Consider the following 23,210-nt stretch of genomic DNA (forward strand, 5'->3'; position numbering starts at 1 on the left):
TTTAAATATTCATTTTTGCTAAAATTTTTATCATTATGGAGATCGCCGGTATTGCTTTACTAATCGTTATTTTAATTGTTTTGGTACTTTTATTCTTAAAGAAACCACAGGCTGCGATTTCTATTATCTCGGTAGAAGATTTCGAAAGAATAAAAAGTGAAAATGAATCGTTAAAAATTAGTTTAGCCAAAGCCGACGAGCGTGTTTCTAATTTATCGGTTGAAAAAGAACACATTACGATTTTGCTTAAGCAGGAGCAGCAACGATTGATTGATGAATTACAGGCTGAACGCGATCGGCTTGCAGATGCCAACCGTGAACTGGAAAGCACGCGATCTTTTTACGTCGCCGAAAAAGAAAAGCTTGCCGAACAAAAGCTAAGTTATGAGCAATCGCAAGAAAAACTGAACAAAGACTTTGAATTAATTGCCAATAAAATCCTGGAGGAAAAATCGAGTAAATTTATTGAGCAAAACCGCACCAATCTGGATATTATTTTAAATCCTTTGAAAGAAAACATTAAAGCCTTTGAAGATAAGGTAGAAAAAGTTTATAAAGCGGAGTCAGACGAAAGAAATACCTTAAAAGGTGTAATTTCTTTATTAATGGACCAAAGCAAACAGATCCAGGAAGATGCCAATAATTTAACCAAAGCATTAAAAGGCGATAGCAAAAAACAAGGCAACTGGGGAGAAGTAATTTTAGAAAAAGTTTTAGAACGCTCGGGTTTAGTGCGCGATCAGGAATACCGCATTCAAGCCTCGCATGTATCCGCCGAAGGCGGTCGCTACCAGCCCGACGTGGTGATAGATCTTCCAGACAACAAACATCTTGTAGTTGATGCTAAGGTATCGCTGGTTGCTTATGAGCGTTCTGTATCAGCAGAGACGGATGAAGAGCGTGACGGCTTTATAAAAGCCCATTTAGCCTCGATCAAGAATCACATATTAGAGCTCTCTTCTAAAAATTACCAGGATTTATATAAGATCAATTCTCCGGATTTTGTTTTGCTGTTTGTTCCGATCGAATCTTCTTTCAGTATTGCCATACAAAAAGATGCCGAACTATTCAATTTCGCATGGGATAGAAGGGTAGTAATCGTGAGTCCATCAACCTTATTAGCCACCTTGCGTACCATTGCCAGCATGTGGAAACAGGAACGCCAAAACCGGAATGTAATGGAAATTGCCCGTTTAAGCGGCAGCATGTACGATAAATTTGTAGGCTTTGTTGCTGACATGGAAAACATTGGTAAACACATCAAAAATGGACAGGATGCCTATGATAAAGCCATTAATAAATTATCAGTCGGCGCCGGAAATTTAACCAACACTTCTGAAAAGATTAAAAAACTTGGAGCAAAAACCACCAAACAGATTGATACAAAATATCTGGATGCCAATGAGGATTAGTGTTTAAAGCGGTTTTTAAAATTTTGAGGCGAAGCCTCCCGATTTTTAGAAATGGTATTACTTAAAAAATGATCACAAAAACTTGCAAAGTTAGTGATTTTTTGTGAGAGCCTGTGAACGATTTTTTTTAAAATTTTTCTATTTTCAGTGAATACTTTAGTCTTTTTAGAATTCAAAGAAAAAACCGTCATTGCGAGGAAGAATGACGAAGCAATCTTTTTAGTGAGAAAGATTGCTTCGTCGGCTAAAAAAGCCTTCTCGCAATGACGAATATATAATAATTACTTATTAAAAGCATTCCATCCCTGGGCTTTCAACTCATGTACTTTTTCCGATTTTGAAACCATTTTACAGCCCGAATTTTTATCGGTAACATGGCCAATCACGGTTATGTCTACATCATGTTTCAGTTTTTTATAATCTTCCTGACTGATGGTAAACAATAACTCATAATCTTCGCCACCACTTAAAGCACAAACTGTCGGGTCTAAACCTAACTCGCGGGCCGTTTCATAAGTCATTGGATCTAAAGGTATTTTTTCTTCATAAATGGTTATTCCTTTATCTGATTGTTCTGCCAAATGCAAAATTTCAGAAGCTAAACCATCCGAAACATCAATCATCGAAGTGGGTTTGATATTCATTTCATCTAAAAGTGCAACAATATCCATCCTTGCCTCTGGTTTTAATTGTCTTTCGATGATGTAATCTTTACCTTCTAAATCTGGCTGTATTTGTGGATTTTCCAGATAGATTAATTTCTCTCTTTCTAAAATTTGCAAGCCTAAATAAGCACCGCCCAAATCTCCAGAAACACACAATAAATCATGCTCCTGAGCACCATTTCTGTACACCACTTTATCGGCATCGGCATAACCAATACTGGTAATACTAATCACCAAACCTTGCTTGCTTGATGAAGTATCTCCACCAATTAAATCGATGTTGTATTTGTTGCAGGCCAGTTCAATTCCTTTGTAAATTTCTTCAACTGCTTCTAAGGGAAATTTACTCGACAAACCCAGCGAAACTGTAATCTGACTAGCTTTTCCGTTCATGGCATAAATATCACTCAAATTTACCTGAACAGCCTTGTAACCTAAGTGCATTAAAGGCACATAAGCCAGATCAAAGTGGATTCCTTCCAGCAATAAATCGGTTGAAATTAAGGTTTGCTTTCCTTTAGCATCTAAAACAGCCGCATCATCCCCAACTCCTTTTACCGAATAATCATTTTTAATTTTAAAATTAGTAGTCAGGTGTTTAATTAACCCAAACTCACCTAATTCATTAATATCTGTACGCTCTTTATTCTCAAACATAAATTATATTACAATTATCGTCACGCTGAACTTGTTTCAGAGCCTTACTAATAAGATGCTGAACTAAATTCAGCATGACGGATTTATCTATTTTATTTACTCTCCATCCAATTTTTACCTTCGGTAAATCTGGCAATTAACATCGCTGCAACATTATCACCCGTAGCGTTTAACAAAGTCGCCATCGGATCAACCAACGTTCCAATAATCATAGCCGGTGGTAAAGCTTCGGGTGGCAATTGGTAAGCCGAAATCATTAATAATTCGCCAATATAGCCCCCATTTGGTATTCCGCCCTCAACAATACTGACTAAAACGGTAATGCCCAAAGCCAAAATTATGGTATCAACATGAACCAAATCTTTACCAAAAATGGCAAAAACAACCGCAATTTTAACAATAGAACTGATACTCGAACCATCTTTATGCAAGGTTGAACCTAAGGGAATCGTCACATTGGTAATGTAATCGGGCACCCCCATTTTTCGGGCACCATCTAAATTCGCCGGAATCGTGGCAATACTGCTACAGGTTCCGATAGAAGTTAAAGACGGCACAATATTATTTTTCCAAAATACTTTTATCGCTTTAAACCCACCTGCAACAAAAGCAAATAAGGTGAAAAAGACGATAAAATAAAATGCGCCTACACCATAATACAAACCTAAAGCTTTGGCATAAGTTCCAAAAAGCTGTGGCCCAAAAACCCCAACCTGATAGGCAAAATAAGCACCCAAACCAATTGGCCCCAGTTTCATAATTAAAATGATGAGTTTTTTCATCACTTCATTGCCCGAAACCAGGAAGTTTTTAAAGCCATCGCCCTCTTTCCCAGAATATAGTGTAGAAAAACCCACTAATACTGAAAAAATAATGAGAGCCAGCATATTTTTTCTACTGCCAATCTCAAAAAATTCTCCTACGGTTAAAAGTTGGGTCATTTGTTCCCCAAACGACTGTATTTTTTCTGGTTCAGTTGGTAAAGGCGTATTTCCCAATTGCTGATGAATGGGGAAAATCCATGTGGCAACCAGCGTTAAAACCGCAGAAATGAGTATGGTAGAAAGAAAAACCAAAACCATAATGGTTAATAATCTTCCTAATTTCTTTGTCCGGTCTATATTGGCAATTGCCGACGAAACTGCAAAAAATACCAATGGAATAACGGCAGTAAACAACAGGTTTAAAAATATATCACCTAATGGTTTTATACTCTCTACACTTTTCCCAAAAATTAAACCCACTATACTTCCAACAGTTATACCTACCAAAAGCCATAATAAGCCTGAATAATTTTTAAGGATGTTGTTTTTTTCCATAAATATTTCAATAAACCTTACAGGTTTTTGAAACCTGTAAGGTTTGGTAATTTTTACAAACCCAATTCCGCCGAAATATCCAGCATTCTTTGAATCGGCTTACGTGCCTGCTCGATAATATGCCCAGGTACAGTAACTTCTGGCAAACCATTTTTAATACATAAATATAGTTTTTCTAAAGTATTTCTTTTCATGTAAGGGCAATCGTTACAGGCACAGCTATTATTTGGCGGTGCCGGAATAAATGTTTTTGTTGGATTTGCCTTCTCCATCTGGTGGATAATTCCACTTTCGGTAGCTACAATAAATTCTGTTGCCGGATTGGTAATGGTATATTTTAAAAGTCCGGTTGTTGAACCAATATAATCAGCCATTTTCAAAACCACTTCTTCACATTCCGGGTGGGCAATAAACTTAGCATTCGGATGGCGTTCTTTCAGCTTGGTAATTTTCTCCTGTGAAAAAATTTCGTGTACCATACAGGCACCATTCCACAATACCAGATCGCGACCAGTTTTCTTGGCCACGTAAGCACCTAAATTCCGGTCGGGGCCGAATATTATTTTTTGATCTTTAGGTAAACTCTCTACAATTTGAACCGCATTGGTACTGGTACAAACAATATCACTTAAAGCTTTTAATTCGGCCGTGCAGTTTACATACGTGATCACCAGGTGATCTGGATATTTTTCTTTAAACTTTCTAAACAAATGCGGTGGGCAACTATCTGCTAATGAGCATCCTGCTTTTACATCTGGCAATAAAACCGTTTTATTCGGTGATAAAATCTTCGCCGTTTCGGCCATAAAATGCACACCTGCAAACACAATTACATCAGCATCCGTTTTTGCAGCTTCCTGAGATAAGCCTAAACTATCGCCAATATAATCTGCAATATCCTGTATGTCAGGCTCTTGGTAATAATGTGCAAGAATGATGGCATTCTTTTCCTTTTTTAATTTCTCAATCTCCGCAAAAAGATCGAGTGTAGGATCAATTTCTTCTTCTGCGAAACCTTTTTTGTTGATTTCTTCTAAGACATCTATGTTCATTTTAAAATTTTCCTTTTTTGAATTTTGACGTTGGCCAAAGATAAAGCTTTCAACGTCTCAATAATTAATAAGTATTTTTAAATAAATAAATCTTGTTTGTTTATTAGTGTGTTAGTATTGTTGACAAGTTTCAAAAAAAAGTTCTTTTATATAAGTTGTTAATCGTTTACTAACATTTAGATTACATTTCTATAATATCATGAGTTTGATTTTCAGCACTATCGAAAAGTTGCCTAATTTTTATCAATACCCGAATGTTAATTGTTTATAAGTGGGTAAAAAGTTAATTACTTGTACAAAGGTGCTCAAAAATTACTTAAAAGATTGTGGCAAATTGTCTTTTTAGAGTAGCTTTAAACATTCAAATTTATTTGTTAGGATAATTTAGACACAGAGTTAACATTTATCAACTAGTTGTTAACATCGTGGATAAAGTAAATGTTTTTATTAATGAGGAAAGTAGATTTTCTGGTAATTGGTTCAGGTATAGCGGGTTTGAGTTTCGCGCTTAAAGCGGCAAAGTTTGGTAAGGTTTTAATTGTTACTAAATCGAACGAAGACGAATCGAATACAAAATACGCTCAGGGCGGTGTTGCAGTTGTGGTAGATAAAGGTGATTCTTTTGAGAAACATATTGATGATACCTTGATTGCCGGCGATGGATTATGTGATGAAAAAATTGTGGAAATCGTTGTAAAAGAGGGGCCTCAGCGTATTCAGGAGATCATTGATTATGGTATAAACTTCGATAAAGATAACGCTGGTTTCTATGATTTAGCTAAGGAGGGAGGACACTCTGAACACCGTGTTTTACACTATAAAGATATCACCGGATACGAGATTGAACGGGTGTTGCTAAATGAAATTCATGAGAATAACAACATAGAGATATTAACACATTACTTCGCACTGGAGTTAATTACCCAGCATCACCTGGGTGAGTTTGTGGATAAACGTACCGAAGATATTAACTGTTACGGCATATATGCCTTTAACACAGAGCTTAACGATGTGGAAAAGATTGTGGCAAATGTGACTGTGATGGCTTCGGGTGGTGCCGGACATGTGTATTCGGCCACAACAAATCCGGTTATTGCAACAGGTGATGGGATGGCAATGGTTTATCGTGCAAAAGGAAAAGTGAGAAATATGGAGTTTATTCAGTTCCATCCAACAGCCTTATACCATCCCGGAGAGTATCCATCCTTCTTAATTTCGGAAGCAGTTAGGGGTTTTGGTGGCGTTTTAAGGCGTAAAAATGGTGAAGAGTTTATGCATGAATATGATGAGCGTAAATCGTTAGCACCACGTGATATTGTAGCCCGTGCGGTAGATAATGAAATGAAGAAATCGGGTGATGACTTTGTTTACCTGGATATTACGATGCGTAAGAAAGCAGATATTCTGAAACACTTTCCTAATATATATGCCAAGTGTTTATCAATAGGGATAGATATGACGAAAGATTATATCCCGGTTACCCCTGCATCTCATTATATGTGTGGTGGTATTCTGGTTGACGAATATGGTCGTTCTTCGATTAAAAATTTATATGCCTGTGGAGAGTGTTCTTCAACTGGCCTACATGGTGCTAATCGTTTGGCATCCAATTCTTTACTGGAAGCTACCGTTTTTGCACACCGCATTTATCAGGATGCCATAGAAAACTTTAAAAATAATGTCATCCCCGAGAACATTCCTGAATGGGATTCGAAAGGTGTTACGCAAAGCAACGAAGATGTATTGGTAACACATAACCTTAGGGAGCTACAAAAAATAATGGGCGATTATGTAGGTATTGTACGTTCTGATTTTCGTTTGGAGCGGGCACATCGCCGCTTGTTTTTAATCTATCAGGAAACAGAAGAATTTTATAAAAAGAATAAGGTTTCGGTTAAACTTTGCGAATTGCGTAATGTAATTCAAACTGCTTATCTGGTGATTAAATCTGCAATGCAACGGAAAGAGAGCAGGGGACTACATTATACTACTGATTATCCTGAGCATGCAAAAGAATTAGTAGATACCGTTTTTTAATGTAGAATCGTCATGCTGAATTTAGTTCAGCATCTAAATATCACATATACAATACTTAAAAAGACCCTGAAATAAATTCAGGGTGACGTAAAATAATGTTATGCCTTTAATATTACCCGTAAAAAATAAATACCCTGAAATAGGAAAAGATAATTTTATTGCTGAAAACGCCACCATTGTTGGTGATGTAATAATCGGTGATAAATGTTCAGTGTGGTTTAATGCCGTGATTAGAGGCGATGTAAATGCCATTACAATCGGAAATGAATCGAACATACAAGACGGTGCTGTAATTCATGCTACCTATTTAAAAGCATCTACACACATCGGTAACCGGGTATCTGTAGGGCATAATGCAATAGTACATGGTTGTACCGTCCAGGATAATGTTTTAATCGGTATGGGTGCAATTGTAATGGATCATGCGGTGATAGAGGAGTATTGTATCATTGCAGCGGGATCTGTAGTGCTAGAGAATACTGTTTGCGAAAAAGGTTATTTATACGCGGGTACACCAGCTAAAAAAATAAAGCCCATTACTGAGGAGCAAAGGGCTTTATTGAATAAATTGCCTGATAATTATATCATGTATTCGGGTTGGTTTACCCAATAGTTTCCGTCATTTCGACTGAAGTGAAACGGAATGGAGAAATCTGTTTCGAGATAGATCTCTCCGTTCCACTGTGTTCCAGTCGAGATGACGACTTTTTTTATTTAGTTGGTGGCGCAGGTATCGCCAATGGATCTTCGCGTTCCCAATTCGGTTTTAAATCCATTAAAGCTTTTAAATACCAGACTTTTTCGGGCTGGTATCCTTCCTTTACATTTCCGGTATCCCATATTCCGTTTTTATTTTCATCATAAATTACCCTGAGCATATATTTGCCAGCCGGATATTTAGAAAAAGTAACTTTCGAATTTTTGCTTACCGGAAAAGATTTTATAATGTCCTTTTTTTCATTTAAAAACTGTACAACATATCTTTTCGAAGTATCCGGAACAGTTACATTTAATACCAGGGTGGTATAAGCATCCGCGCTTTCTAATGAAAAACGTTTGGTTACATCTTTGTTTTTAGCGTTAAATATAGCTGTAAAGGCACCTGCAGCTAATTTTAAATCATAAGTTCTTTTATTTTTCCAGGGGTATTTGATGTAATATTTAAGAAAATCTACACTGTCTTTTACCACCTCAAAAGTTGTTCGTTTTACAGAATCTTCTAAAAGCGTGATTTTAGATGGATCTGCAGCAGTCATCGGAAAAGGAAAGGTTAGGGTCAACTGCTGAAAAGGATTTAGTTTACCACCGGATAAATTATCAGAAATCGCTACATCGCGTGTATAAGTATCTTTTTTACCCCTGGTAAAGTTTAAAGTCTGTAAAACCTTACCCTGATCTTGTATGGCAACTTTAACCGAATCGAAACTTAAATCCTTTAGCCAGATTTTGGCAGTATCATTATTTTTTGAAAAATGGACAAACTTGCCTACATCTACAGCTGGCGGGTCTGTAATGGTTATTTTAGGACTTTTAAGCTGCTGATTTAAGCTGATTGATATACTTCCATCATTATTTAATTTTCGGTCTAATACGCGGAATTCTGGTGCTAACTCTTTAAATATTTGCAGGTCTATATTCTCAATATTTTTATCTATTACAATCGGTTCTTTTATAAATCCAACTTCATCCGAAAGCTGCTGGTATATTTTGTCGCCTCCCCCGCTACTTTCTTTAACCGCATATACTTTATAGGTGCCTTTCCTTAAGTTATTCAATTTGTACGTTCCTGCACTGTCAGTGGTCGTGTAAATTGAAGGACGTTTTTTCCCGAAAATAGTATCTCTTTCCAAAGGCAAAATAAATACGGTAACTTCTTTCTCGGGTTCATCGGTTAACGAATTAATTACTTTACCACTTAATGATAGCGAATCTATTTCGGGTCCGGTGGAAAAAACATAGGATAAATTTTTAACAACATTTCCTTCGTTCACATCGGCAACAGATTTTCCGAAGTTTAAAGTATAAGTTGTATTTTTTTCTAAAGTATCTTTGAGATTAATTTCTAATCTCTTTTGTCTTTTTTTTAGTTCGGGAAGTTTTTCCTGATCGGGAGAAATGGAAAATTCTTTAAACTCATCCTTAAGGTTAAAATATTCATCAAACTCGATTACTATTTTTTTAGCATTAAAATTCCTTGTTTGATTTTTTGGAGTCATGCTTAAAACTTTTGGTGGCTTGGTATCTTTTGGTCCGCCCTGAGGCGTTTGGATACTTGCACAACCAAAAAATAGGAGTATGGTTACCACAACCGCTAAATTTTTAAGGTTAAAATACTGAGCTTTTAAATTTGGCATATTTTAAACGTTCTGACGAATTTTTATACTTTTTGGAACCGTAACATTAAAAAATCTTTTTTTTAGCTTATATCGCTTTATTTTAAGTCTGTTTTAAAATAGTTAAAGTGTTGATAATCAATTACTTATTGATATAAACCATTAAAACCGATATATCTGAAGGTGAAACGCCTGAAATTCGTGAAGCCTGACCTAAAGTACGTGGTTTGATCTTAAATAATTTTTCACGAGCTTCTTTTGAAATGGAAACAATTTTATTGTAATCGAAATCTGGTTTAATTTCTTTGTCTTCCATCTTCAACATCTTGGCTACAATCTCATTTTCCTTCTCAAAATAACTTTCATATTTAATTTTGATTTCTGCCTGCTCAATCGTTTCGTTGTCTAAATCTTTGGTAGCTTCAGCAAGAGGTTTGCTTACCTTAATTAAATCGGGTAATCCAACATGAGGTCTTCCAACGAGACTGTGTATTTTTACATTTTGATTTAAAACACTCGATCCTAAACTTTCAAGCATTGGATTGGCATCGCTCATTTCGATTCCCTGGTTTCTGGTGAACTTAACCAAAGCATCAGCATTTGCAATTTTCTGATTTACCTTTTCTAAACGCTCGTCAGAAATTAAACCCAACTCATGTCCGATAGGAGATAGGCGGATATCGGCATTATCTTGTCTCAATAATAAACGGTGTTCGGCTCTGGAGGTAAACATGCGATAAGGTTCTTCCGTTCCTTTAGTTACCAGGTCATCAATTAAAACACCAATATAACTGTCAGATCTTTTCATGATCAGTTCGTGTTTATCCGTGATTTTTTGATGTGCATTTATGCCGGCCATGAAACCTTGACAAGCCGCTTCTTCGTATCCTGTAGTTCCGTTAATTTGTCCTGCTAAAAATAAATTGCTGATCAATTTAGTTTCTAATGTTAAAGACAATTGGGTAGGTGGGAAGAAATCGTACTCGATGGCATAGCCCGGCCTGAACATTTTTGCCTGCTCAAAACCTGGTATTAATCTCAAGGCTTTAAATTGTACATCTTCGGGAAGTGAAGTTGAAAATCCATTTACATAAATTTCGCAAGTGTTCCATCCTTCAGGTTCAACAAAAATCTGGTGTCTGTCACGTTCCGCAAAACGATTAATTTTATCTTCGATAGATGGGCAGTACCTCGGGCCCAAACCTTTAATTCTTCCGGTAAACATGGGCGATTTTTCGAAGCCTTCTTTTAAAGTTTCGTGAACATCCCCATTGGTATAAGTGATCCAGCAACAACGTTGATCGGTAGAAACTTCAGTATCTGTGTAGGAGAATTTACCTGGGTTTTCATCTCCCCATTGTTCTTCCATTTTGGTATAATCTAAACTTCTTCCATCCACACGTGGGGGAGTACCAGTTTTCATACGGCCTGCTTCCATACCCAATTCTACCAGCTGTTCGGTAATTCCGGTTGAAGCTCTTTCTGCGGTTCTACCACCTCCAAATTTCTTTTCTCCGATGTGCATTACGCCATTTAGAAATGTACCGTTAGTCAGGACTACTGCTGTACTTTCTATCTCGATACCTAAAGAAGTTTTAACGCCGTATACCGTATTATCTTTTACTAATAGGCCTACCACGCTATCCTGCCATATGTCAAGATTAGATGTTCTTTCTAATGCTAAACGCCACTCTTCAGCAAAACGCATTCTATCAATTTGTGCTCTTGGGCTCCACATAGCAGGACCCTTTGATTTATTGAGCATTCTAAACTGAATGGTCGATTTATCAGAGATGATGCCTGAGTATCCGCCCATTGCATCCACCTCGCGAACAATCTGTCCTTTAGCTACACCACCCATGGCAGGGTTACAACTCATCTGGGCGATGGTGCCCATATTCATTGTGATTAATAAAACAGATGACCCTAAATTGGCAGCGGCAGCAGCAGCTTCACAGCCTGCGTGACCAGCACCAACAACAATCAAATCGTATTTTGAAAACATTTTATTTTATATTTCTTTAATTGTTCCACGTGAAACAATTGGTTTTTATCTTAATATTACGAGATGCTGATTTTATTTTCAGCATGACGATTTGTTGATGTTCCACGTGAAACATAACGCGGAAAACATCTTAGAATTGCGCTTTCGTTATTCTGATAGTTCAAGCCAACGCATGGTGAATTCGTCGAGCTTTACCTGAAGCGATTCTATTTCTGCTGAAACTTCTTGAATTTTCACATAGTCGGTCGCGTCAATTTTAACAAGACTTTCGTTAAGCGAAGCTATTTTATTTTCCATTTCTGCGATGCCTTTTTCGCTATCTTCTAATTCTTTTTGTTCTTTGAAACTCAATTTTTTTGCTGCTTTCACTGGTGCTTGTTCTACAACAGGAGCAGGGCTTTTCTTGGTTTCAGTTTTAACTTTTGGTTGTTCTAAACTCAAACGATATTCGGAATAATTACCATTGTAAATTTTAACGACGCCTTCACCCTCCATGATAAATAGCTGATCACTCATTTTATCGAGTAGGTATCTGTCGTGTGAAACCAACATTAAAATGCCTGGGAAATTCTCTAAAAATTCTTCAAGAACATTTAAGGTGTCGATGTCAAGATCGTTGGTGGGCTCATCCAAAATCAAAAAATTTGGATTTTGCATCAACACCTTCATCAGGTTCAAACGCTTCTTTTCACCACCGCTTAATTTCTCTACCATGCCATGTTGCTTCTTAGGCGGGAAAAGAAATAAGGTTAATAGGGCAGAAGCAGTAATCACTGAGCCGTCGGCCATCTTGATATATTCGGCATCAGACTTTACAATATCAATTACTCTTTCCTTCGGATCGAAAGTTAAACCACCCTGTTTATAGTAGCCAAATACGGTTGTTTCTCCAGTATCAACTTTACCATTGTCCGGTTTCAATTGACTGGTAATAATATTCAGCAGGGTAGATTTTCCTGTTCCGTTTTTTCCGGCCAGGCCAATACGATCGCCTTTTTTAAAGGTGTAACTAAAATCATTGATGATCGGACGCCCGTCAAATGCTTTTTGAACATGTTCCAGCTCAATAATCTTCCCGCCTTGACGAGACATCTTCATTTGGAGGTTAATACTCTGATTATCAGTCTTTTTCTTGGTTTTTTCCTCTAAATCGTAAAAAGCATTAATTCTAGCGTTAGATTTCGTCGCTCGGGCTTGTGGCATACGCCTCATCCACTCTAATTCTTTCTTCAATAGCTGTTGGTTCTTATGTAAAACCGTCGCGTCTAAAGCCTCCCTTTCGCTTTTCTTTTCTAAGAAGTAAGCATAATTTCCGTTATAGTTAAATATTTTTCCCCTGTCTAACTCTACAATGGTATTGCAAACATTATCTAAAAAGTACCTGTCGTGGGTAACGAGTAATATTGTTTTTTGTCCGGTAGTTAATAATTTCTCCAGCCATTCAATTGTGTCAATATCCAAGTGGTTGGTTGGCTCATCAAGCACCAAAATTTCAGGATCCTCAATTAAGAGTTTAGCCAAAGCCAAACGTTTCTTTTGTCCACCAGATAACGTTGATATTTTCTGCTGAAGATGAGTAATGCCCATTCTGTTTAAAATGGTCTTGATCTCATGTTCATATTCCCAGGCGTTATGCTCACTTAATTCTTCATATAAACGGTTAAGTGTTTTCTCATCCGGGTTTGGATCTTCAATTAACTCCTCATATTCCTTAATCAATTGTTGTTGTTTATTCTCCAGCGAGAATATGTGGTCGCTAATAGAAAAACCCTCCGTAAATTGAGGCTCCTGGTCGAGGAAACCGATTTTAACAGCTTTATTTTTTACAATTTTACCTTCGAGCGGAGGGAACCTTTCTGCCAATAATTTCAAAAGTGTACTCTTACCTGCACCATTAATTCCAACCAACGCCACGCGCTGACCAGAGTTAATACCCAAGGTTAAATTTTTAAATAGCCATTCGTCATGATAACCATGCCCTAAGCCTTCTGCCGCAATTAGTGTGCTCAATTTTTTTGTATTTCGGATTTATAAAGGAAAATTAGTGCAAAAGTAAGTATAAAATATTTGGAACGGCATAATCAAATTGTAAAGCAATCTGTATCAGGCTAAAAATGGCCTGTTATTGATGATTTATCTATCTGGAAAGTATGGATTTATATCGCATGCGGTTGTATATAAAAGAAAACAGCGGTCGGACTCGCTCCACCGCTGCTTCAATCATTAACTAAAACTAAACTTTATCTTGTATGATGACTAGAAAACAGGTTTAACAACCTCAACTCTTCATCTTTTTATTGTTGCTTTTTAATATAAGACTGCAACAGGCCATAAAAGTTGCAGCGGTTTTTGATGTATTATACCAGTATAGCCTAATAGTCGACGAACGCCCGTAACTTTTAGACGAACGCCATAAAAAAATAGGGAAGGAAATAATTGTTTTTTAGTTTGTATTAGTCATCGTCACCCTGAACTTATTTCAGGGGCTTGATCGTATGAACGATGCTGACCACCTAGTAGCTACAAGACAATTGAAAATACTACTTCTACTTGTAAAACAAGTTCAGCATAAAGATCGTATTAGAAAAAATGGAAAAAAGAGAAATTAAATCAACCCCAGAGTGGCACCAAGTAGAAGAAATAATAATTTAAACTAAGCCGGCTTCAGCTCTGTAACCCAAATACTCATCTTCTTTTTGCGTCATGAGGGTTTTGGCTACTTTTCCTTTGTCTTTGTAACCCAATAAATGAAGGGTTCCATGGATCATAATGCGGCAAACCTCATCAAATTCCGATGTTTTAAAGGTTTTGGCGTTTTCTTTAACACGCTCAATGCTGATAAAAATATCGCTTACAATCTGTTTTTCTTCTTCAGAATTATCGAAAGTAATGATATCTGTGTAGGTATCGTGGTTTAAATATTGTTGGTTAATGCCCAACAGGTATTCGTCGCTACAGAAGATAAAATTAAGCTCCTGCAATTTAAAACCTTCTTTTTCGATGGTTGCTTTAATCCATTTCTTCACCTTAAGTTTCTGAGGAAGATTATAGCTAACTGATTCTGTGAAAAAGGATATTGCAGGCATATTGTGGTGTTTATGGCTGCAAATTTAAGAAATATTCCGACAGTCGTCATGCTGAACTTGTTTCAGCATCTTTTGGACAAAGACCCTGAAATAAATTACCTCCGGTGAGCTCGCTTAAAGCTCGGGTTACTCCGTAGCTTTCCGCTGCGCTACAGGTCAGGGTGACGCGCAACTCCTAACATTATCGAACCATATTCAACGATTTTAAATACTCAGCAATCTTATTTTTATAGTAGTAATTTAAACTTGGCGGCAGTTTCTGCAACATATCGTTGCCGTTTTGTTGTTGTTTTTTATACTGATCGACCATTTTTTGATAAGATGGCGGAAACTCTTTGGCAGCTTTACTTTCACGTTTGGAATCCTCTTCCTGGTCGCGTTCTGCTTTTTCGGCTTCTAGTAGTTTGGTTAATAGTTCTTTCTGTCTGTTTAAGGTTTCCTGCTGTAAACGTTTGTTAACCAGATCGCTCTCGGTTTGTTTCATTTCTTTAATGGCTTCGTTTAGGTTGCCCATTTTACCTGTACCATCTTTATTTTCTTCACGGTTTATTTTTTCTAAAGCCTGACGGATCATTTGCTGCTGCTGAGCCATTTTACCAAACTCCTGGCTCATTTGTCCTTTCCCTACCGTGCCTTGATTGCCGCCCTGTTTTTGCATCTGTTCGCGGGCTTTCTGCATGCTTTTATTCAGTTGATCCTGCAGCTGCGAAAGCTGTTTCATCCCTTGTTTTTGTTTCTTTCCACTGCCGCCCTTACCGTTTTTCTGCATATTTTGCAGCTGACTTAAGGCCTCGCTCAACATCAGGGTTAAATTATTGATAGAAGTCATGGTAAACTGCTGGAAACGATTGGCTTCGGGAGTTCTTCTATCGCCCAAACTTTCTAAACTTTTATCCAGGTTGAAATTAATCTTGTTCATTTCCTCATTTACCGTCGATTCTATCTGTGGAACCCTTTTGCTTAAACTGTACAAGCTATCGGCAATGGTTTTAAGGTTATCTTTAATGCTACGTTGTTTCTGGACATTACTGGTATAGGATGGATCGGCAGCAGTCATTTTCTTTAAGGCAAGCATAACTTTTTCCTGATCGAAAGAGGTGGTTAACAAGTTTTCCAGTAACTGGCGTAACTCTTTAGCGTTTAAGTTATTTTCCATCTCTTCGCCCTGCTGCTGCATATCGCTCATTTTTTTAGATAATTTCTCCATTTGCTCAGCCGCTTTTTGCTGTTTCTGGCTTGCATTTTTCGAATCCTTTTTATCTAAAGCATCTTTACTGTCTTGCTGTTCTTTTTGTATATCCTGAACATCTTTCTCAGGATTTTCGAAGGGATTTGGCCTTTCAAGCGATTGATTTTTTTCTTCCAGTTTTTTCAAATCGTCTTTCAGATCTTTCATCTCTTTGTTAAGCGCGTCCTGTTTTTGCTTTAACGATTCGTTATCCTGCTTTTTATCTTTGGTTTGCTCAGCAAGTTCCTTTTGTTCTTTAGCCAGCTCATTTAAACGGTCGATATCTGTTTGAAGATTTTGTTCAAATTCTAACTGTTTGTAAAGCTCTAAAATCCGGTCGAGTTCATTTTTGAGGGTTTTATTGTCCAATTGCATCTTCGAAAGTTCGTTTTGCGTTTGGTCTTTATTTTTCTCATTCATCAGGTTTTGCAGCTTTTTCAAAAGTTCTTTTGTTTTCTCATCCAGCACATTATCAAACAGATCCTTAATCTGTTTCTGTTTTTCTAAAAGCTCTTCCGTTTGCTTTTGGTCTTCCTGTTGCTGAATATTTTTATCGTTCTGCTCTTTAATTTCCTTAACGGCCTCATCAAGTTGCTTTTGTTTGTCTAAAAGGGCTTCAATCTGTTTTTTATCTTCGAAAGAAATCTGTTTTTTATCGATGAGGCTTTCGGCCACTTTTTTACTTTCTTTTTCGATGGTATTGGCTAAACGTATGGCCGACTGCATTTTTTGTTTTAATGCCTGGTTACTGGCGTTGACCTGTTCGGCGGTTTCTTTTTTGGTGGGTTGTTTAAAGGTTTTAATTTCCGATCGGGTAATTTTTGCACCATTTACACCATCATTATCGGCTACTTCAAAATAATATTCAATTTCCTGACCCGGCCTGGCTGATGCTGTTTTTAAATCCCAGAAATAGAAAAAGCTATTTTCGGTCGCATTGCCTTTAATGGCAATATTTTTGGTAACCGTACCGACAATGCGGTTATTTTCTTTGATATTGTATTTAAAACTTAAGCGGCTAAAACCGTAATCATCCGTTACTTGTCCGCTAAAATATAAGGCTTTATTACTAACTGAATCGGGCTTTTCTTCTACGATAATCCCCGGAGCCTGATCTTTAACTACCGTGATTTGGTGTGAAAGCGAATCTCTGATGGTAACGTATTGATTTTTAGGGGTAATACTGTATTTTGAATTGTTCCGGATGGTGGCATTAAAGGCTGATTCATTATCCTCAACTTTTAAAATATTTTCGGTTCCATTTAAAACAAACAGAAGGGAACTGCTTTGTCCGGTTTTAAAATTCCAGGTCACTTTGGTGCCTTCGGGCAGGAGCATATCGCCAACATTGGCAATCAACTCTTGTTTTTTGCCCAGGTAAGCGGGGTAATTTAAAGTTGCGGTTGCATTGAGTAGCTCGGGGCGTGGTTTAACGGAAACTGTAAACACCGCTGAACTAAAGCCGCCACCTTTAAAAATCAGTTTTTTATCGCTCTGTATATTTTTGATGCTGTAATGAAACTTCGTGATGTTCTCTTTTTCAAGTTTATAGGTGTTTTTTCCGTCTTCCACATAAATTTCGGCAGGGAGTTCGTCGCCTGTCAGTTTTACGTTTAAGGTTAAATCATCGCCTTGTGTAACCGTTAAGCTTTTATTTAAAACCGTAAAACTAAATGGAGCTTTAGGTGCTATGTACTCATCGTACTTAAAGAAACTGTACGTGCCCTCGCGTAAAATAGTCGGCGCAATAATGGCAATAAGCAGAATGATTGAAAGGGGAATAAAAAGATATTTTAAATATTTCCGGTTATCGTTAATGCTAACGGCGGTGTAAAAGGGGACAGGTTTAAGCTCAAGGATCTTTTGATCGATACTGGCGAGAATAAGGTGGTTGTTTTCAGGATGATTTTCGGATAAATGATGAAGTTGTAAGGTATTCAATAATTTATCCTTAATATCGGTAAAGTGATTTCCAATGATAACCGATGCTTCATCGAAGGTAAGGTGTTTGCCCAGTTTGAGCATGGAAAGCAAGGGTTTGATGATTAAAAAGCCAACCAGTAGAATACCAATGAGGAGATAGGCAAAAAATACAAAGGTTTTAAAACCAGCAGTTGGATTGAGGTAATACAGGCTCAGGAAAACCAGGAGATACAACCCTAAAAGTATGGCTGCAGCATAAATACTGCCACGCAAAATTTTATTCAGGTAAAATTTGCGGATAAACTCATCTATCTTCCGTAATAAATCACTGTAGTTATTGCTCACCATATCACCGTAAATGTAAAAATAGTTCTAATCAATTGAAAGAAATCTGATATTAGGATAACGTGTTTATTACAAATTGGTTATCAATTTTAATTATTTGCAGGTTTTTAATCGAAATTCTTATAAAATGATGAAAAAGGTAAAAATAAGACAAACGTTTGATTAGTAATGAGAAGCTATTTTTTTTATTAAAATGCGTGAAAAACTTAACAATGGGTTGATTCTTATTTAATGAAAAAATATCTTTGGCCTATCATCCGCTCCGAATAACTAGTAAAATCACCCTTTATATTTTCTCAGGAATCCCTATTAATGGACTATGTTGTTGATTTAGCGTCGGGTTGCTTACAAACTTTTCAAACAGTTTACCGTTTGTTCAACCAAAAACTTTACGCTTATGTACTGAAAAAAACAGGTTCAGTTTACATGGCCGAAGAGGTGGTGCAGCTTACTTTTATCAAACTTTGGGAAAAGAGAGAAAATCTTTCCATGGAGTATAGCTTATCGGCACAGATTTTCCGCATTGCGGGTACGATCCTTATCGATCAGCTTAGAAAGGAGGCGGTTGGCAAAAAACATTTGACTTTAGTAGAAAATGATTATGCTTTGCGGACAGAAGTTGATCAGCCAGAAGTGCATCATGCATTGGAGCAGGCGATCGAACAAATGGCACCCGTTAGAAAAAAAGTATTCAAATTAAGTAAGGTAGAGGGTTATTCTTATAAAGAAATTGCAGAAATGCTTTCTATTTCTCCTAAAACGGTCGAAAATCACATATCACAGGCATTAAAACAGCTAAGAGCTGCATTTTCTTCTATTATTTCTTTGGCCATCATCATGTCGGCCATTATTAATAAATAATTATTGCCTTTTTTGGCCAAAAAACTGCTTTTTTCAGAAATTATATAAAATAATTTCAGCCCTATAGGGGTAAAGTGCTTTCAAAAACGTAATGTAGTTATGCAAATCAACCAAAAGCTTGTTGAGAAGTTTTTTGCCGGCCAATGTACTGCCGAGGAAGCCCGCATGGTAAGTAAATTTTTAGCTGACGGAGACAACCGCGAAATTTATTTAAACAGCGAGGAATGGGAGCATTTTGAACCGAAAGAAAAAGTTGATGGCGAAGTATCAGACCGGATTTATGTAAATGTATTAGATCATATCCACGATACTAAAGAAATGAAGAGAAGCCGGTTGCGTTATTTAGCTTATGCCGCCTCGATCGCATTGATTGCTACTATCGGATTGGTGGTTTATAAATTTAACAGTAATCAGGTTTCTACCTCTAATGTTGCTGCTTTAACTAAAGCGAGGGTACCTGCAAGGGTTGCTAAGTTTGTGACCAATACCTCTCAGGTAAAACAGACGCACACGCTTCCGGATGGAACTATTGTTGAACTAGATCCAAACAGTGAGGTGAGTTATTTTCCGTTTGATCAGGGAAAAAGAGATGTGGTTTTAATCGGACAGGCACTATTCAGGGTGCATAAAGATAAGACCAAACCTTTTACAGTTTTTGCCAATAACCTGGCTACTACTGCTTTAGGTACGGTTTTTAAAATAACCGCCTTTAAAAAAGGGCTTTACACTAAAGTGAGATTAATTGAAGGAAAGGTGGTGGTTAAGGCTCAACATAAATTGCTGGCGGCAGGAGTTAAAACAGTGTATTTATTACCGGGAAAAGTATTTACGGTGAATATGCAAACCTATGCTGCAAATGTGAAAGAGGTTAATATCCTGCCAGCTAAGAAACTGGAAATTTTAGATCAGAATAAGGCTATTGTTACCGAAAACGCCATTATTTTCGATAACGAATCTCTAGCCGGCGTTTTTGATGCACTTGAAACGAAATTGAACATTAAAATAAAATATTCTGCAGGTCAGTTAAACAAAAAAGTATTTACAGGACAATATGAATTCGGACGCGATGACATTGACTCTTTCTTAAATATGCTTTGTTCGCTCAATAACCTGACCCCAGAAAAAACAGAGGTGGGATATAACATAAAGAAGAAGTAAATAAAAACCCTAAACACAACTAGACCAAACTAACTAACTTCATGATTAAAATTTTTACTAAAAGGAACGTTCCAAAACGTGTCTTACTGCTACTGCTTTGCCTTTATCTTGGGCTAAGCGCCTATGCACAAACGCCATCTGTTAAAGGGGTTATTAAAGACGCAAAAGAAACCATTGTAGGTGCAACTGTTATCGCTCAAAATGTGCAAACAGGGATTAAAACAACAACCTCATCAGATAAGAACGGCGTATTTAGCTTTCCAAGACTAGCGGCAGGGCCATACAAGTTCACCATCAATTTTATTGGTTACGAAACAAAAACAGTTACCGGTGAGGTAAGGGATGGTGGTACTTTTTCGCTTTCGGTAGTTTTAAAAGAAAGTTCGACTAGTTTGGATAAAGATGTTATTGTAACTGGCACGGGTATTACAAGAAATAAAAACAGTTTTACAGGTGTAACTGCAACGTTTTCTGGAGAAACCTTAAAAAGTATTGGGAATAATAACATTATTCAAAGTTTAAGAACCCTTGACCCGTCTTTTATTTTGATGGAGAACAATTTGGCTGGAGCTAATCCAAATGTTTTGCCTGTTATTGAAGTGAGGGGTAAAACAAGTGTTCCAACAGCCACATTGAAAGATCAATTTGGTACAGATCCTAACCAACCCTTATTTATTTTAGATGGATTTGAAACGACACTCCAGAACATTGTGGATTTGGATATGAACAGAGTTGCTTCAGTAACTATTCTAAAGGATGCTGCTTCAACAGCATTGTATGGGGCCCGGGCATCAAATGGAGTTGTTGTTGTTGAAACTATTCGTCCAAAGGCTGGCCAACTTCAGTTTACTTATTCTAATGATTTTAGAGTAGAGAGCCCGGATCTTTCGGGTTACAATATGATGAATGCAGCTGAAAAACTACAATTTGAAAAGCTTGCTGGCCGATATAATTATTTCGTTTCAAATGCAACGTATCAGCAGATCGGTTTAGATCAAATTTATAATAACCATCTCGCCGCGGTAAAAAGAGGGGTTGATACTTATTGGCTAAATGAACCTGTACAGACTGGGATAACGGAAAATAATTCCATTTACGCACAAGGAGGAGACCAGGCTTTTACTTACGGGGTGGGGTTAAACTATAAAACGCAAAGCGGCGCAATGAAAGGTTCTGGCAGAGATACCTGGAGTGGAAATATAAACTTAACCTATAGAAAAGGAAAGTTTAATATTAATAATATCCTATACGTTCGAGGTTATAGTTCAACAGATTCACCATATGGATCATTCTCTAATTTTGTAAATGCTAATCCATATTATATTAAAGATCCTTCGCAAAGATATTTGGAGGTTAGCAATACCTCTACTTATAGCGAGCTAAAAGTTAGAAACCCTTTGTATGATGCATCGTTACCGAATACCAGTACAGCTGAAAACCTAGAAGTTCAGAATAACTTTCAATTAAACTACGATATCAGTTCAGATTTGCAGATTAGAGGTGGGCTACAACTGGTTAAGGGGTCGGTAACTGCTGTTAGTTTTCTTGCACCAGAAAATAGTGTGTTTGAAGAAGTGGGGGCTTTACAAAGGGGAAAATACACAAATTCTAAAACAGATAATTTTTCCTATCAGGGCAATATGCTTTTAACATATGGAAAAGTATTTGGTGGAAAGCATTCTGTTACAGCGAATGCAAGGGCAGAAATAAACAATCGTGATTTTAGGGCTGTGGGCTTTGTTGCAGAAGGTTTTCCTGAAGGAAGTACAGGCAACCCAAGGTTTGCTTATAGCTATCAATCCAATGCTGCCCCAACCGCATCTTCTAGTGTATACCGTACTGCCAATGCAACGCTATCTGCAAATTACGCCTACGATATGCGGTATTTGTTTGATTTTTCCTATCGCTTGGATGGTTCTACGGCTTTTGGTAAAAACAAGCAGTTTTCTCCGTATTGGTCGAGTGGAATAGGATGGAATTTAAACCGGGAGCATTTTTTTGCTAATACACGTTGGATAAACAGGCTTAAGTTATATGCAAATATCGGCGTAACCGGTAATCAGAATTATGGGAATATTACATCAGTTTCTGTTTATAATTTTAATAGTTCAACCAATTACAATCAGTTTGGTCAAGGTGTAAGTTTGGCTACGCTTGGTAATCCTGATCTTAAACCACAAAAAACTACCCAGATTAGTGCTGGTTTGGATTATTCATTATTTAACGACCGGTTATTTGGTTATGTTTCAGTCTATAATAAACGTACAGATCCACTGGTGGTAGCAGTTGATTTACCATCTTCAACGGGTGTATTTAATTATCCTTTAAATGTGGGGATTTTAAATAATAAGGGAATGGAGTTTAAATTAAACTATGCACCTATATACAATATCGAAAAAAGAATAGTTTGGGTTGTTGGTGCATCTGGAAATCTAAACAAAAGCAAATATGATGGCTTTGGAAATGCATTAAGATCACTGAACAAGCAACAGGAAAACAATAAAACTTTGTTGCGCTTTACAGATGGTTATAGTCCGGATGATATTTGGGCAGCAAAGTCTCTGGGTATAGATCCTGCAACTGGTAGAGAGATGTTTTTAAGAAATGATGGACAATATACGTTTGACTATAGTTTAGGAAGTGTTCAGGCCGTTGGCAACACGAACCCGGTAATTGAAGGGATTTTCACAAGTACTTTTTCATTTAAGGGATTTAATCTGGGTGTATACCTCAGATATCGTTTAGGTGGAGATATTTTCAATACTGCACTTTACAATAAAGTGGAAAATATTACATATACCAATATTGCCTCAAATCAGGATAAACGGGCACTTTATGATCGCTGGCAGAAACCTGGTGATGTAGCGCAGTTTAAAGGGATTTCGCAAACAGCAACAACACCAATGTCGTCCCGTTTTGTGCAAAAAGAAAATACCATTAGTGGAGAATCGATCAGTATGGGTTATACGTTTGACAGATCGGCTTGGTTAAAGAAGTTTGGTATGAGATCGCTAAATCTTTCAGCGCTCACTAACGATATTTTCAGGATTTCTTCAGTTAAGAGAGAACGCGGTATCGATTATCCTTTCGCCAATACAGTTTCATTTACTTTAAGAGTATCGTTTTAAT

The 23,210-nt window shown here is 37.1% G+C and carries 15 protein-coding genes; 6 read left to right on the forward strand and 9 right to left on the reverse strand.

Features of this window, described 5'->3' with window-relative positions:
* Nucleotides 1-35: 35 nt before the first annotated feature.
* Complete coding sequence (locus CA265_21160; protein ID ARS42029.1) at nucleotides 36-1,412, forward strand: DNA recombination protein RmuC; 1,377 nt, start codon at nucleotides 36-38, stop codon at nucleotides 1,410-1,412.
* Here CA265_21160 and CA265_21165 read toward each other — a convergent pair.
* The 4 genes from CA265_21165 to CA265_21180 all read right to left on the reverse strand — a co-directional run bounded on the left by CA265_21165 (nucleotide 1,409) and on the right by CA265_21180 (nucleotide 5,105).
* The gene (locus tag CA265_21165; protein ARS42030.1) at nucleotides 1,409-1,603 is read right to left on the reverse strand and encodes a hypothetical protein; all 195 of its coding nucleotides are present in this window, start codon (nucleotides 1,601-1,603) and stop codon (nucleotides 1,409-1,411) included. The genes CA265_21160 and CA265_21165 overlap by 4 nt on opposite strands.
* Before the next feature lie 90 nt (nucleotides 1,604-1,693).
* A complete protein-coding gene (locus CA265_21170; protein ID ARS42031.1) occupies nucleotides 1,694-2,734 on the reverse strand; it encodes a thiamine-phosphate kinase in 1,041 nt (346 codons plus the stop codon).
* Nucleotides 2,735-2,826: 92 nt separating this feature from the next.
* Nucleotides 2,827-4,059: a sodium:proton antiporter gene (locus CA265_21175; GenBank protein ARS42032.1), complete on the reverse strand. Its 1,233-nt coding sequence runs from the start codon at nucleotides 4,057-4,059 to the stop codon at nucleotides 2,827-2,829.
* Nucleotides 4,060-4,106: 47 nt separating this feature from the next.
* Nucleotides 4,107-5,105 (reverse strand): quinolinate synthase, encoded by a 999-nt coding sequence (locus CA265_21180; protein ARS42033.1) that lies wholly within the window; start codon nucleotides 5,103-5,105, stop codon nucleotides 4,107-4,109.
* 450 nt (nucleotides 5,106-5,555) lie between these two features.
* Here CA265_21180 and CA265_21185 point away from each other — a divergent pair, with 450 nt between their 5' ends.
* A complete protein-coding gene (locus CA265_21185) occupies nucleotides 5,556-7,142 on the forward strand; it encodes an L-aspartate oxidase (protein ID ARS43081.1) in 1,587 nt (528 codons plus the stop codon).
* A gap of 100 nt (nucleotides 7,143-7,242) precedes the next feature.
* Nucleotides 7,243-7,755 (forward strand): gamma carbonic anhydrase family protein, encoded by a 513-nt coding sequence (locus CA265_21190; GenBank protein ID ARS42034.1) that lies wholly within the window; start codon nucleotides 7,243-7,245, stop codon nucleotides 7,753-7,755.
* A 97-nt stretch (nucleotides 7,756-7,852) separates the two neighbouring features.
* On the opposite strand, the gene CA265_21195 is transcribed toward CA265_21190, so the two are convergent.
* From CA265_21195 to CA265_21215, 5 genes are all read right to left on the reverse strand, one after another.
* On the reverse strand, nucleotides 7,853-9,496 hold the full coding sequence (locus CA265_21195; protein ID ARS42035.1) for a hypothetical protein: 1,644 nt from the start codon (nucleotides 9,494-9,496) through the stop codon (nucleotides 7,853-7,855).
* Nucleotides 9,497-9,617: 121 nt separating this feature from the next.
* Entirely contained in the window at nucleotides 9,618-11,480 is a 1,863-nt protein-coding gene (locus CA265_21200; GenBank protein ARS42036.1) for a tRNA uridine-5-carboxymethylaminomethyl(34) synthesis enzyme MnmG, read from the reverse strand.
* 147 nt (nucleotides 11,481-11,627) lie between these two features.
* Nucleotides 11,628-13,490, reverse strand: coding sequence for an ABC transporter (locus CA265_21205; GenBank protein ARS42037.1), 1,863 nt, complete (start codon nucleotides 13,488-13,490; stop codon nucleotides 11,628-11,630).
* A 638-nt stretch (nucleotides 13,491-14,128) separates the two neighbouring features.
* Nucleotides 14,129-14,566: an rRNA maturation RNase YbeY gene (locus tag CA265_21210; protein ARS42038.1), complete on the reverse strand. Its 438-nt coding sequence runs from the start codon at nucleotides 14,564-14,566 to the stop codon at nucleotides 14,129-14,131.
* Nucleotides 14,567-14,747: 181 nt separating this feature from the next.
* Nucleotides 14,748-18,065, reverse strand: a complete 3,318-nt coding sequence (locus CA265_21215; GenBank protein ARS42039.1) for a hypothetical protein — start codon at nucleotides 18,063-18,065, stop codon at nucleotides 14,748-14,750.
* Between the two features lie 309 nt (nucleotides 18,066-18,374).
* Between CA265_21215 and CA265_21220 the strand changes: the two genes are divergently transcribed.
* The 3 genes from CA265_21220 (at nucleotide 18,375) to CA265_21230 (ending at nucleotide 23,209) form a co-directional block, all read left to right on the forward strand.
* The gene (locus tag CA265_21220; protein ARS42040.1) at nucleotides 18,375-18,923 is read left to right on the forward strand and encodes a hypothetical protein; all 549 of its coding nucleotides are present in this window, start codon (nucleotides 18,375-18,377) and stop codon (nucleotides 18,921-18,923) included.
* A gap of 99 nt (nucleotides 18,924-19,022) precedes the next feature.
* The gene (locus CA265_21225) at nucleotides 19,023-20,081 is read left to right on the forward strand and encodes a hypothetical protein (protein ARS42041.1); all 1,059 of its coding nucleotides are present in this window, start codon (nucleotides 19,023-19,025) and stop codon (nucleotides 20,079-20,081) included.
* A gap of 41 nt (nucleotides 20,082-20,122) precedes the next feature.
* On the forward strand, nucleotides 20,123-23,209 hold the full coding sequence (locus CA265_21230; protein ID ARS42042.1) for a hypothetical protein: 3,087 nt from the start codon (nucleotides 20,123-20,125) through the stop codon (nucleotides 23,207-23,209).
* Nucleotide 23,210 lies beyond the last annotated feature (1 nt).

The organism is Sphingobacteriaceae bacterium GW460-11-11-14-LB5, from assembly GCA_002151545.1.
Lineage (GTDB): Bacteria > Bacteroidota > Bacteroidia > Sphingobacteriales > Sphingobacteriaceae > Pedobacter.